Origin of the sequence: Acrocarpospora sp. B8E8 (assembly GCF_039871605.1) — a bacterium.
In the GTDB taxonomy this organism is placed as follows: Bacteria; Actinomycetota; Actinomycetes; order Streptosporangiales; family Streptosporangiaceae; genus Acrocarpospora; species Acrocarpospora macrocephala.
Genome location: NZ_JBDPLV010000028.1, coordinates 75,382 through 88,119 on the forward strand (window position 1 = coordinate 75,382; position 12,738 = coordinate 88,119).

10 protein-coding genes are annotated in these 12,738 nt (G+C 70.9%); 1 reads left to right on the forward strand and 9 read right to left on the reverse strand.

What is annotated here, in order from left to right; translation table 11 throughout:
* The first annotated feature begins 165 nt into the window (after positions 1–165).
* Positions 166–3,306 (forward strand): isoleucine--tRNA ligase, encoded by a 3,141-nt coding sequence (gene ileS / locus ABGB08_RS25970; protein WP_347594610.1) that lies wholly within the window; start codon positions 166–168, stop codon positions 3,304–3,306.
* A gap of 178 nt (positions 3,307–3,484) precedes the next feature.
* Here the strand turns inward: ileS and ABGB08_RS25975 are convergent, their stop codons facing one another.
* The 9 genes from ABGB08_RS25975 to murG form a co-directional block, all read right to left on the reverse strand.
* Positions 3,485–4,771, reverse strand: a complete 1,287-nt coding sequence (locus ABGB08_RS25975) for a hypothetical protein (protein WP_347594612.1) — start codon at positions 4,769–4,771, stop codon at positions 3,485–3,487.
* A 95-nt stretch (positions 4,772–4,866) separates the two neighbouring features.
* Positions 4,867–5,769 (reverse strand): DivIVA domain-containing protein, encoded by a 903-nt coding sequence (locus ABGB08_RS25980; protein ID WP_155356197.1) that lies wholly within the window; start codon positions 5,767–5,769, stop codon positions 4,867–4,869.
* Positions 5,770–5,813: 44 nt separating this feature from the next.
* A complete protein-coding gene (locus ABGB08_RS25985) occupies positions 5,814–6,107 on the reverse strand; it encodes a YggT family protein (protein ID WP_155342926.1) in 294 nt (97 codons plus the stop codon).
* Between the two features lie 95 nt (positions 6,108–6,202).
* Complete coding sequence (gene sepF, locus ABGB08_RS25990; protein WP_347594615.1) at positions 6,203–6,709, reverse strand: cell division protein SepF; 507 nt, start codon at positions 6,707–6,709, stop codon at positions 6,203–6,205.
* A gap of 144 nt (positions 6,710–6,853) precedes the next feature.
* Entirely contained in the window at positions 6,854–7,570 is a 717-nt protein-coding gene (locus ABGB08_RS25995) for a YggS family pyridoxal phosphate-dependent enzyme (protein ID WP_347594617.1), read from the reverse strand.
* A gap of 10 nt (positions 7,571–7,580) precedes the next feature.
* Positions 7,581–9,056: a cell division protein FtsZ gene (gene ftsZ, locus ABGB08_RS26000; RefSeq protein ID WP_347594619.1), complete on the reverse strand. Its 1,476-nt coding sequence runs from the start codon at positions 9,054–9,056 to the stop codon at positions 7,581–7,583.
* 377 nt (positions 9,057–9,433) lie between these two features.
* Positions 9,434–10,144, reverse strand: a complete 711-nt coding sequence (locus ABGB08_RS26005; RefSeq protein WP_347594621.1) for an FtsQ-type POTRA domain-containing protein — start codon at positions 10,142–10,144, stop codon at positions 9,434–9,436.
* Positions 10,145–10,243: 99 nt separating this feature from the next.
* Entirely contained in the window at positions 10,244–11,638 is a 1,395-nt protein-coding gene (murC, locus tag ABGB08_RS26010; RefSeq protein WP_347594623.1) for a UDP-N-acetylmuramate--L-alanine ligase, read from the reverse strand.
* Positions 11,635–12,714: an undecaprenyldiphospho-muramoylpentapeptide beta-N-acetylglucosaminyltransferase gene (gene murG / locus ABGB08_RS26015; RefSeq protein ID WP_155356192.1), complete on the reverse strand. Its 1,080-nt coding sequence runs from the start codon at positions 12,712–12,714 to the stop codon at positions 11,635–11,637. The genes murC and murG overlap by 4 nt, the downstream gene beginning before the upstream one ends.
* Between the last annotated feature and the right edge of the window lie 24 nt (positions 12,715–12,738).

Below are 12,738 nucleotides of genomic sequence, written 5' to 3' on the forward strand. Positions count from 1 at the left end.
AGCCCGGAGCCGCCGGAAGAACGGCTTTACCTCTGGTAGACGCTTATTAGACCCGGCCGCAACCTGAATGAGTGGGCCCCCGCGAGGGCGGCCAAGGAGGGTGGTACCGCGGAGCCATGATCGGCTTCGTCCCTCCACGCCCTGTCGAATCAGCGTGGAGGTCCGGTGTCTTCCCACTCTTTCCGTTCGCTACCCGCGCAGGTGGACCTGCCGGCCCTCGAACACGAGGTCCTGGACCGATGGCGCGACGGCAAGGTCTTCGAGCGGTCGCTGGAGCAGAACGCCGGCGGCCCTTCCTGGGTCTTCTACGAGGGCCCCCCGACCGCCAACGGCATGCCCGGCGTGCACCACGTCGAGGCGCGCGTGTTCAAGGACGTGTTCCCCCGGTACAAGTCCATGCGCGGCTTCCACGTCCCCCGCAAGGCGGGCTGGGACTGCCACGGCCTGCCCGTCGAGGTGGCCGTCGAGAAGGAGCTCGGCCTGTCCGGCAAGCCCGAGATCGAGGCGTACGGCATCGCGGAGTTCAACGCCAAGTGCCGCGAATCGGTGCTCCGGCACGTGGACGCGTTCGAAGAGATGACCGAGCGCATGGGCTACTGGGTGGACATGTCCCAGGCCTACCGCACGATGGACCCCGCGTACGTGGAGGCCGTCTGGTGGTCGCTCAAGGTCATCTGGGACAAGGGACTGCTGTTCCGGGACTTCCGGATCACGCCGTACTGCCCGCGCTGCGGCACCGGGCTGTCCGACCACGAGCTGGGCCAGCCCGGCGGCTACGAGACCGTGTCCAGCCCGTCGGTGTACGTGCGCATGCCGGTCACGGCGGGGCGTTTCGCGGGCGTGGACCTGCTCATCTGGACGACCACGCCGTGGACCCTGGTGTCCAACACGGCGGTGGCGGTGCACCCGGGCGTGACGTACGTGGTGGCCGAGAAGGACGGCGAGCGCCCGGTCATCGTGGCCGAGCCGCTGCTCGCCGCCGCCCTCGGCGAGGGCTGGACGGCCCGGGAGAGCTTCTCCGGCGCCGAACTGGAGCACACGCCGTACCAGCGGCCGTTCGAGCTGGTCGACATCCCCGGCGCGCACTTCGTCGTGCTCGGCGACTACGTCACCGTCGAGGACGGCACCGGCCTGGTGCACCAGGCGCCCGCGTTCGGCGCCGACGACATGACCGTCTGCAAGCGGTACGGCCTGCCCGTGGTCAACCCGATCGGCCCCGACGGCCGGTTCCTGCCCGACGTCCCCCAGGTCGGCGGCGAGTTCTTCAAGGACGCCGACGAGGGCCTCACCGCGGACCTGCGCGCCCGCGGCCTGCTCTTCCGGGGCAGCCACTTCGACCACAGCTACCCGCACTGCTGGCGCTGCCACACCCCGCTGCTCTACTACGCCCTCCCGTCCTGGTACATCAGGACCACCCAGATCAAGGACCTGCTGCTCGCCGAGAACGAGCGCGCCAACTGGTTCCCCGAGACCATCAAGCACGGCCGGTACGGCGAGTGGCTGCGCAACAACGTCGACTGGGCGCTGTCCCGCTCCCGCTACTGGGGCACCCCGCTGCCGCTCTGGGTCTGCGAGGAGGACCACGTCACCTGCGTCGGCTCCCTCGCCGAGCTGGGCGCGCTGGCGGGCCAGGACCTGTCCGCGCTGGACCCGCACCGCCCGTTCGTGGACGACGTCACGTTCCCGTGCGCCGACTGCGGCGGCGAGGCCCGCCGGGTGCCCGACGTGATCGACGTCTGGTACGACTCCGGCGCGATGCCCTTCGCCCAGTGGGGCGCCCCGCACGTCAACAAGGAGGTCTTCGAGGCCTCCTACCCGGGCCAGTTCATCTGCGAGGCCATCGACCAGACCCGCGGCTGGTTCTACTCGATGATGACCGTGGGGGCGCTCGTCTTCGACCGCTCCGCCTACGAGAACGTGCTCTGCCTGGGCCTGATCCTGGCCGAGGACGGCCGCAAGATGAGCAAGCACCTGGGCAACGTGCTCCAGCCGATGCCGCTCATGGACGAGCACGGCGCGGACGCGCTGCGCTGGTACATGGCCACCTCGGGCTCGCCCTGGTCGCCCCGGCGGATCGGCCACGGCCCGCTGGAGGAGATCGTCAGGAAGGTCCTGCTGACCTACTGGAACACGGCCTCCTTCTTCACCCTGTACGCCAACGCCTCCGGCTGGCAGCCCGGGCGGACCCACGACGGCGAGCGCCCGCTCATCGACCGCTGGGCCCTGGCCGAGCTCCAGCGCACGGTGGCCGAGGTCACGGCCGCCCTGGACGTCTTCGACACGGCCCGCGCCGGACGCCGGATCACCGAGTTCCTGGACGACCTGTCCAACTGGTATGTCCGCCGCTCCCGCCGCCGCTTCTGGACCGGTGAACCGGCCGCCTTCGCCACCCTGTACGAGTGTCTGGAGACGGTCACCCGGCTGATGGCCCCCCTGGTGCCGTTCACCACCGACTACGTGTGGGACGTGCTGCGCGGCCAGGACGCGCCCTCCTCGGTGCACCTGGCCACCTGGCCCCAGGTCCGGGCCGAGCTGGTCGATCCGGCCCTGTCCGAGCAGATGGCCCTGGTCCGCCGCCTGGTGGAGCTGGGCCGCTCGGCCCGCGCGTCCTCCTCGGTCAAGACCCGCCAGCCGCTCGGCCGCGCGCTGATCGGCGCGCCGGGCTGGCCCGGGCTCACCGGCGAGCTGCGCGATCTGATCGCGGACGAGCTGAACGTGCTGGCCCTGGAGGACATGTCCGGCTTTTCCGCTGACCTGGTGACGTTCACCGTCAAGCCCAACTTCCGGGCGCTGGGCAAGCGGTTCGGCTCCCAGACCAAGCTGGTCGCCGCCGCCGTCACCGCCGCCGACCCGGCGGCCCTCGCCCAGACCCTCAGGGCCGGTACGGCGGCCACCCTCGACGCCGGAGAGCTCGGCGCGGTGACCGTCGGTCCGGATGACGTGATCGTCACCGAGCAGCCCAAGTCGGGCTGGGCGGTGGAGACCGGCGCGGTCGACACCGGGACCGGTGAGACGGTGGCGCTGGACCTGGCGATCACGCCCGAGCTGCGCAGGGCCGGGCTGGTCCGGGAGGTCATCCGGCTGGTCCAGGAAGCGCGCAAGGCCAGCGGGCTGGCCATCACCGACCGGATCGAGCTGCGCTGGGCGGCGGGTTCTGACGAGCTGGCCGAGGCGCTGCGCGGCGGTGGCGGCACGGTGGCCGAGGAGGTGCTGGCGACCTCGTTCGCCGAAGCCGATCTGGACACCGGCCTGGTGGTGCACCAGGACGCCGATCTGGGGCTCAGCTTCCAGCTGCGCAAGGTCTGATCACAACACGCTGATCACACGAAGGGCCCGGCTTCCCGCTGGGCCCTTTTGTGACCGCCGCTACCTTTCGGCCCTTCAGCGCAGGCCGAGCAACACGAAAGGCCCGGCTTCCGCTGGGCCCATCTGTGTGCCGTCGCTACCTTTCGGCCGACGGTGTGCCGTCGTTACCTTTCGGCCGCTACCTTTCGGCGCAGGCCGAGCAGGGGGTCAGACCGGCCTCTTCGGCCTCGGTCTTGGTCATGGTCTCGATGTCGGCGCTGTCGTCGCCGACGAGCGAGCACTCCGCGCGGTGATATCGCCGGGTTCCGACCAGCACGTGGACGATCTCGTCGTCCGCTCGCTCGGGAGTCTGCTCGGGGGTCTTCTCGCCGTCGTCCTTGGCTGTGACCGGCCGGGTGGCCTCGACCGTCGAGTCGAACGGGCGCGGCTTCTCGTCCTTGACCGCCGCGGATTCGGCGACCACCGGCTCGGGCTTGCTGGGCTCGGGGTCGGGCGCGGGCGGAGTCGGCGCCTGAGTCGGCGACGGACGCGAGAAGGCAGACCATTCAGACGAGGCGGGCGGCACCGAGGGGACCGGAACCACGGGCGGCACAGGGGGCGACGAAGGCAAGGGGGTGGCCACCGTGGGGGTGGCCGTCTCAGGCCGCTTTTCCGACCGGGGCTTTTCAGACCAGGGCGTCTCGGGCCGGGATGTTTCAGGCCGGGGCACCGACGCGGAGACCGTGGGGGCGTCCATGCTCGTGGCGGAGTCGGTGAGGGCCGCTGACCCGGCGCGCCCGGGTGCGGTCTCGGCCGGCTCGCCCGGCTGCCCTGGGACGCTCTCGGCGACGCAGGCGGTGCACGGCGTGAAGCCCTCCTCGCGGGCCTCTTCGAGGGTCAGCTCCTCGATCTCGCGATCGGCCAGCTGACGGCAGTTGGGCAGGTGGAACCGCTTCCGGCCCGGGATGACCAGCACGATCGAGTCGGGCCCGAGAGCACCGCCCGGCAGGGACCGGGGCATCGGAGGGCGCGGCCGCCGCTCCGGCGGCTCCTGACCGGCCGCTCCCGGATAGGGAACCTGCTGGGTCGCCATCGAAGGAGACACGGGGGCCGCCACCGGTCCTGGCACGGGTGCGGCCATCATCGGGTTCGCCATCTGCTGCGTCGGCCCCCCGCTGTAGGCGGCGGCGCCTCCGGCGTGCGCCATCTGGGGGGAGGCCTGCGTCATGGGCTGCTGCATGTGCTGCGGCAGCGCCTGCGGCATCTGGTGCATGGGCTGGGGCATCGGCTGGGGGGTGGCGGCCTGGGACCGCCCGCCGGCCGGGAACAGCTCGTGCCGCCTGAGCAACGCCCCGATCAGCAGGCAGACCGCGGACAGCACGCTGACCACGATCGACCACATCACGAGGAACGGCTTCGCCAGGACGACGCCCGCGATCAGCAGGACGATCGCGGCGAGCACCAGGGCGGCACTGACAAGGATCACTGGGGGGATCTCCGAACTACCGAACGCGTGACCGGACGCCTACCGGACACCTGACCCGGACAACACTTCCACGCGCAACACTTCCACGCGGAAGGTTACCGGCGGTCGCCGTGCGGGCCCTCGGGGTTCTGGAACGCGCCCGAGTGCTGCGGGTCGCCGCCGAACGGGTTCGGCGCGGGCATCTGCTGGCCGCCGGGCGCGATGGCGTGCGCCATCTGCTGCTGGCCTGACACCTGACCCTGCACGATCGGGAAGCCACCGCTGCCCTCGGCGGAGACGTTCAGCTCGGCGAGCTGGTTCTCCAGGTACAGCTTGAGGCGGCTGCGATACTCCCGCTCGAAGCTGCGCAGCTCCTCGACCTTGCGCTCCAGCTCGTCCCTGGTCTGCACCAGCGACCCCATCGCCTGCCGGTGCCGCTCCTGAGCGTCACGTTCCAGCGTCTCGGCGCGGGCGCGGGCGTCGCCGATGATCTGCTCGGCCTGGCGGCGCGCCTTGCCCAGCACCTCGTCGGCCTCGCGGCGGGCCCGGGTCACGGTCTCGTCCGCCTCCCGGCGGGCGTCCGCGATGGCCTGGTCGGCGGTCTGCTGGGCCAGGGCCAGCACCCGGGCCGCGGTGTCCATGTTGTCCTCGGCGGGCGGCAGGCCCATGCCGACGGGGACGGGCTCGGGACGCACCGGCTCGGGCTGGCGCATCGGCTCCGGCTGCGGAACCATCATCTCCGGCTTGGGCTCGGCGACGGGCGCGGGAGCCATCTGCATGCCGCCGCCCATCATGCCGCCGGCCATGCCTCCCGCCATCCCCCCGGCCATGCCGCCGGGGACCTTGCCCCGCAGGCACTCGGCCAGCTTGGCGCGGAGCTCCTCGTTCTCCTGGATGAGGCGGTCGAGTTCGGCCTCGACCTCGTCGAGGAAGGCGTCCACCTCTTCCTCGTCGTAGCCCGGCCTGAGCCGGGTCGTACTGAACTGCTTGTTCCGCACATCTGCGGGCGTCAGCGGCATTTGGGTCTCCTTGGCGCGCTTGGAGTCTGTCCGGAGAGAAGTACCTATCCTCGACCAAACGCGGACACGACTTGGATCAAGACCAAGACCACAATGAACAGCACTGTGAAGCTTAGGTCAAAGGCCACCGTACCCAACCTCAGGGGAGGAATGAAACGGCGGAGGAATTTGAGGGGTGGATCCGTGGCCGTGTACGTGGCCTCGGCGAGGACCAGAACCGGCCCTCTGGGCCGCCAGGCCCGGGCGAACGCCTGCACCGTCTCGAAGATCATCCTGCCGATCAGCAGGACCAGGTAGAGGGACAGGACGAAGACCAAGACACCACTAACGATCCCCACGGTCGCGCCCCGCCTCCGTCCTGGTCCGCTGCCAGGTTCGCCGCCTCCGGTCCCCGTGGGCACCGCTCAGCTTTTCACTGTCCATACAAGGAACTCTAGCTCTGGTTGAAGAAGCCGCGTTCCGCGATCCGAGCCTTGTCCTCCGCGGTCACCTCGACATTGGCAGGGGACAACAGGAACACCTTGTTGGTAACACGTTCAATGCTGCCGTGTAGCCCAAAAACCAGACCTGCCGCAAAATCGACTAGACGTTTCGCGTCACTGTCAACCATTTCGGTCAGATTCATGATGACCGGCGTGCCCTCCCGGAAGTGCTCCCCGATCGTGCGCGCCTCGTTGTACGTGCGGGGGTGCAGGGTGGTGATCCGCGCCAGATCGGTCGTACGGCGCTCGATCACCGCGGTGGAGGGTCTCGGCGCGGGAACCGGCGTGTCGTCGCCCGCATCGCGCCCGTGCGCCCCGGCAGGGGCGAACTCCTCGCTCTGCCCGTCATACGGGTCCACACCGAAATCGTCGGCGTCATAGTCCCGGTACCTGTCGTAGCGGTCGTCGTCCTCCACGAGACCGAGGTAGACCGCCATCTTGCGCATCGCGCCGGCCATCGCTCCGTCGTCCTCCGTCTACCGTGCCTCTGCGGCCACCCTAGCGTGCCGGGCGCCGTCGAGGGCCTTGAAGGTCCGTGGCGGAAGCCGTAACCCCCCGACTGGCGAACCGCTGATCGACCTCTACCTGTTACTCGGGGGACATTACCTGACGAAGGGCGTCCGGCGGCCGAGCAACGCCGTACCGACACGCAGGTGTGTCGCACCTTTCGCTATCGCCTGCGCGAGATCGCCACTCATCCCGGCAGAAATCACATCCGCCCCAGGATGCTCCTTCTGTACGACTTGCGCCACCTCGAACAAACGGGCGAAAGCGACATCCGGGTCAGATCCCAGCGGGGCCACCGCCATGACGCCCCGCAGCCGCAGACCCGGCGCCTCGGCCAGGGCGGCGGCGAGGGCAGGGACGTCCACGGGACGGGCGCCACCGCGCTCAGGACGGTCGTCCAGGGCCACCTGAACCAGGCAGCCCACCTCGCGCCCCACCCGGACGGCTTCGCGGCTCAGCGCCGCCACCAGGCGGCTCCGGTCCACGCCGTGGATCAGATCCGCGTACGAGACGATGGATCTGGCCTTGTTCGTCTGCACTTGCCCGATGAAATGCCAGGTGAGCGGGAGATCCGCGCATTCGGCGGCTTTGGCCGCCGCCTCCTGATCGCGGTTCTCCCCCACATCGCGCACCCCGAGCTCGGCCAGCAGCCGCAGGTCGGCCGCCGGGTAGGTCTTGGTGACCGCGATCAGCGTGAGCTCCTCGCGGGCCCGGCTGGTGGCGCGGCACGCGTCCAGGATGCGCCGCTCCACGTCGGCCAGCGCGGCCGCGAGCTCGCTACGGCGCCCGGCGGGGGGATCCGGGTCGATCACGTGCGGTGGATCACTTCAGGAAGTCCGGCACGTCCAGCTCCTCTTCCTGCTCCTCGAAGACCACCGGGCGCCGGGGGACCGGCTGGGTGAGCTTGGAGGTGATCGGAGTCGGCGGCTCGGTCGGCCGCGGGATGGCGAAAGGGCCGGTGCCCGACGCCCCCTGGTGGTCCGGCCGCGAACCCTCGCCCTCCCGTCCGAACGGCACCGAAGGCGGGACCTGCTCGGCCGAGGCCACCTGGGGCTGCGCCGCCGGGTGGTTCGGCCCCGGCTGGGCCGGGGGCGAGGTGATCGGCGGCACCGGCTGCACGGGCGAGACCGGCGGCGAGCCCGCCGGGGTGAGCGGGCGCACCGGCGCGGGCGGCTGCTCGGTCCGCGGGTCGGGCCGCGACTCCTGGCGGGGCTCGGGCTTGGGCGGCGCCACGAAGGACGACAGCGCGGGACGCTCCCGGCCCCCCGGGGCGGTCTGGGCCGGGGCCTGGGCGGGGGCGGGCCGGGCCTGCTGCTGGCGCGGCTGCGGCATGACGGCGGGCTTCTCCGGCACCGGCTCGTCGAACCCGGCCGCGATCACGGTGACCCGGACCTCGTCGCCGAGCGCGTCGTCGATGACCGTGCCGAAGATGATGTTGGCGTCCGGCGCGGCCGCGCTGGAGACCAGCTGGGCGGCCTCGTTGATCTCGAACAGGCCCAGGTCGGAGCCGCCCGCGATGGACAGCAGCACGCCGTGCGCGCCGTCGATGCTGGCCTCCAGCAGCGGGCTGGAGACCGCCATCTCGGCGGCGGCCACCGAGCGGTCGTCGCCCCGGGCGTGGCCGATGCCCATCAGCGCGGACCCGGCCCCGGACATGACCGACTTCACGTCGGCGAAGTCCAGGTTGATCAGGCCCGGCGTGGTGATCAGGTCGGTGATGCCCTGCACACCCGAGAGCAGCACCTGGTCGGCGGCCTTGAACGCGTCCAGCACGCTCACCTGGCGGTCCGAGATGGACAGCAGCCGGTCGTTCGGGATGACGATGAGGGTGTCCACCTCCGCCCGGAGATTCTCTATTCCGGCCTCCGCCTGCATGGCGCGGCGCTTGCCCTCGAAGCTGAACGGGCGGGTCACGACCCCTATGGTCAGCGCGCCCAGCGACCTGGCGATGTTGGCCACCACGGGCGCGCCGCCGGTGCCGGTGCCGCCGCCCTCCCCGGCCGTCACGAACACCATGTCGGCGCCCTTGATGACCTCCTCGATCTCCTCGCGGTGATCCTCGGCCGCCTTGCGCCCCACCTCGGGGTTGGCGCCGGCGCCCAGGCCACGCGTGAGCTCGCGCCCCACGTCCAGTTTCACATCGGCGTCACTCATCAGCAGCGCCTGGGCGTCGGTGTTGATGGCGATGAACTCGACGCCCTTGAGTCCCTCCTCAATCATCCGGTTCACGGCGTTCACTCCGCCGCCGCCGATGCCGACGACCTTGATGACCGCGAGGTAGTTCTGCGGTGCTGCCACGACGAGGGGCCTTTCCGCTCGCTTACATATGTCTCAGTCTTCATTGCGATGCTGCGCATCGCGGTTCGGCTGCTCAACCCCGGTGTCTTCCCTCGTCGCTTCGCTCCTCAGTCCAGACACCGGCGCAACCTCACTGTCTTCATTGCGATGCTGCGCATCGCGGTTCGGCTGCTCAACCCCGGTGTCTTCCCTCGTCGCTTCGCTCCTCAGTCCAGACACCGGCGCAACCTCACGGGCTGCTGCCCGCTCTGTCAAACCCTCACCCTCAAGTTGAGATTTAGAGTTATGTCAACCTGAGGATTGATACGGACAGTAGGGTTGCGCCTCCCCCAGGGTCAACTAACCGCGCCGCAAGCACGTCCGGCGTGTCGCCGATCTCACTTGACCGTTACCACGTCAGGGGAACTGACGTCGAAGGTCATGGCGTTCTCGCGAAGCAGCGTGGTCAGGATCCTGGCTTTGTCCCCGGTCCGCTCGGGACCGCCCCACACCACGGTACGGCCATCGGCGAGCGTCAGCGTCACGGTTTCCGCGGACGCGGCGCTCACCTGCCGCACCCGCCGGGAGATGCTCTCCGGCAGGCTGGCGAGCACGGCCAGCGCGGCCTTGATCCCGGGATCGGCGGGATCGAACCGGTTGGTCTTCAGCTCCGGCAGCCGCAAGGTCACCGGATCCACCGCCCCCGCGGGATCCGCGGTGTCCGCGGCGTCCACCAGGTCCAGCACGACGCCGAACCGGTCCACGACCGTCGTCCTGCCGTTGATCGGCACCGCCACCAGCGGCATGCGCTCCACCACGGAGATCAGCAGCGTGCCCGGCCACTCGCGGTCCACGGTGACCGACTCGACCGCCCGCAGCGCGGCCACCCTGGCCCTGACGGCGTCGGTGTCCACCCCGACCAGCGGGGTGTCCGGCGGCACGGCGGCGGCGTGGCGGATCTGCTCGGCCGGGAGCCGCTGGTTGCCGATCACGGCCACCTCGCGTACTCCCAGGACCGGCGAGAGGAAAACCACCCATCCGGCCACCGCCACCACCCCGCCGGCCAGCAGGGTGGCGACAGCCGTACGCCATAGGACGTTCTTCCTCACCGCGGGCTCCCTATTAACGAGAAAACCGTCCCAGACAGCCGCCTAGCACCGACCAGACGACTCACCGCTGCGGCTGCCAGATCACGCCTTTCTCATTAACTATCGGGCGTGCAGCTCCGCGACGATGTGCGGGCCGAGCTCGGTGACGTCGCCGGCGCCCATGGTGAGCACGATGTCGCCCGGCCGGGCCCTGCCCGCCACCAGGGCGGGCACCGCGGACCTGTCCGGAGCATACGAGACCTGTGCGGAGGGGAGCGGGATCTGGCCCGCCACCAGCGCGCCGGAGACGCCGGGCTCGGGGTCCTCGCGCGCGCCGTAGACGTCCAGCACGATCGCCTCGTCGGCCAGGCCGAGGGCGGCGCCGAACTCGGCGGCGAAGAACCGGGTCCTGGAATACAGATGCGGCTGGAAGACGGCGATCACCCGGCCGCCCCCCGCCACCACGTCCCTGGCCGCGGCCAGGTCGGCGGCGAGCTCGGTCGGATGGTGGGCGTAGCTGTCGAAGACGCTGACCCCGTCCGCCTCGCCCTTGGCCTCGAACCGGCGCTTGGCCCCGGTGAAGGCCGCCAGGCCGTCCCTGACCTCCTCGAACGGCAGGCCGAGTTCGAGCGCAACGGCGATCACGGCGGCCGCGTTGAGCGCGTTGTGCCGCCCGGGCACCGACAGCCTGACCCGGCCGAGCCCGGCCACCTCGAACTCCACGCCGAGGCCCTTCGGGACCACCTCGGAGACCCGGACGTCCGCCTCGCCCTCGCCGTACGTGACGACCTTGAGGCCGCGCGACCGGGCGACGGGCGCCAGCTTGGCCGCGCCCGGGTCGTCGGCGCAGAGCACCAGGGTGGACCCGATCCGCTCGACGAACCGGTTGAAGCTGTCGTAGACCGCCTCGGGGTCGCCGTAGTTGTCCAGGTGGTCGGCCTCGACGTTGGTCACCACGGCGATCCGGGGGGCCAGCATCAGGAACGAGCCGTCGCTCTCGTCGGCCTCGGCCACGAAGACGTCCCCGGTGCCCTCGTCCGCGCCGAGCCCGGTGGTGACCAGCTGGCCGCCCACGCAGTACGACGGGTCCGCGCCACACTTCTGTAGCGCCACGGTGAGCATGGAGGTGGTCGTGGTCTTGCCGTGGGTGCCCGCGATCGCGATGCCGACCCGCCCGGTCATCACCGCCGCCAGCGCCGCCGCGCGCGGGATGATCCGCACGTTCTGCCGCAGCGCCTCCCCCAGCTCCGGGTTGGAGTCCCGGATGGCGGTGGACACCACGACCGTGTTCACGTCCCTGATGTGCGAGGCCGCGTGCCCGACGTGCACGGTCGCGCCCAGCTCGCGCAGCTCGGTGAGCATGTCCGAGCTGCGGGCGTCGCTGCCGGACACCGCCACCCCGCGCTTGAGCAGGATCCTGGCGATGCCCGACATGCCCGCCCCGCCGATGCCGATGAAGTGCACCCGGCCGAGCTCCTCGGCCGGCACCGGCTCAATCAGTTTCACCAAACTCATCGCGCTGCGATCTCCAGAACCTTGCGGGCGAGCGTCACGTCGGCGTCCTTGCGCCCCATCTGCAGGGCCGCCTCGCACATCACGGCCACCTTCTCCGGGTTGTGCAGCAGCGGCGCCAGCACCCTCATGATCCACTCGGGGGTGAGGTCGGCGTCCTCCACCATCAGCCCGCCGCCCGCCTGGACGATCGGCTGGGCGTTTAAGCGCTGCTCGCCGTTGCCGTGCGGCAGCGGGACGTAGGCCGCGGGCAGGCCCACGGCGGTCAGCTCGGCGCAGGTCATCGCGCCGCTCCGGCACAGCACCAGGTCGGCCGCCGCGTACGCCAGGTCCATGCGGTCCACATACGGCAGGATGACGTACTGCGGGTCGCCGGGCGGGGGCTCCTGCTCGACCGTGTTCTTCGGGCCGATCACGTGCAGCACCTGCACCCCGGCGGCGCGCAGCGCGGGCGCGGCGTCCAGCGCGGCCTTGTTGATCGAGCGCGCGCCCTGGGAGCCGCCGAACACCAGCAGCGTCGGCCGGTCCGACTCCAGGCCGAAGTAGGAGCGGGCCTTGTCGCCGAGCGAGAACCGGTCCATGTCCACCACCTGGCGGCGCAGCGGGATGCCGATGCACACCGCCCCCGGCAGCGCGGTGTCCGGATGGCCGGTGAACACGTGGTCGGTCAGCCGCGCGCCCAGCCGGTTGGCCAGGCCCGGCCGGGGATTGGCCTCGTGCACCACGATCGGGATGCCGCGGCGGCGCGCGGCCAGGTAGGCCGGTGTGGCCACGTAACCGCCGAACCCGACCAGGACGTCGGCGCCGACCTTGTCCAGGATGCCGGTGGCGGCGTTGATCGCCCCGGCCAGCCGGCCCGGCACCGCGAGCAGCTGCGGGGTGATCGCGCGGGGCAGCGGCACCGCGGGCACCAGCTGCAGGTCGTAACCCCGGGCCGGCACCAGCCGGGTCTCCAGGCCGCGATCGGTGCCGAGGCAGGTGATCCCGATCGTGGGGTCGATCTGACGAAGCGCGTCGGCCAGCGCGAGCGCCGGCTCGATATGGCCGGCCGTCCCGCCGCCGGCGAGGACCACCCTCATGTCTCTCCCTATGTGAAAGCCGCG

Bases quoted from the DNA above. Each gene is read 5' to 3' on its own strand.
- ABGB08_RS25980 (WP_155356197.1), bottom strand. From the start codon at position 5,769: ATGCCGCTGACGCCCGCAGATGTGCGGAACAAGCAGTTCAGTACGACC.
- sepF (WP_347594615.1), bottom strand. From the start codon at position 6,709: ATGGCCGGCGCGATGCGCAAGATGGCGGTCTACCTCGGTCTCGTGGAG.
- murC (WP_347594623.1), bottom strand. From the start codon at position 11,638: ATGAGTTTGGTGAAACTGATTGAGCCGGTGCCGGCCGAGGAGCTCGGC.
- murG (WP_155356192.1), bottom strand. From the start codon at position 12,714: ATGAGGGTGGTCCTCGCCGGCGGCGGGACGGCCGGCCATATCGAGCCG.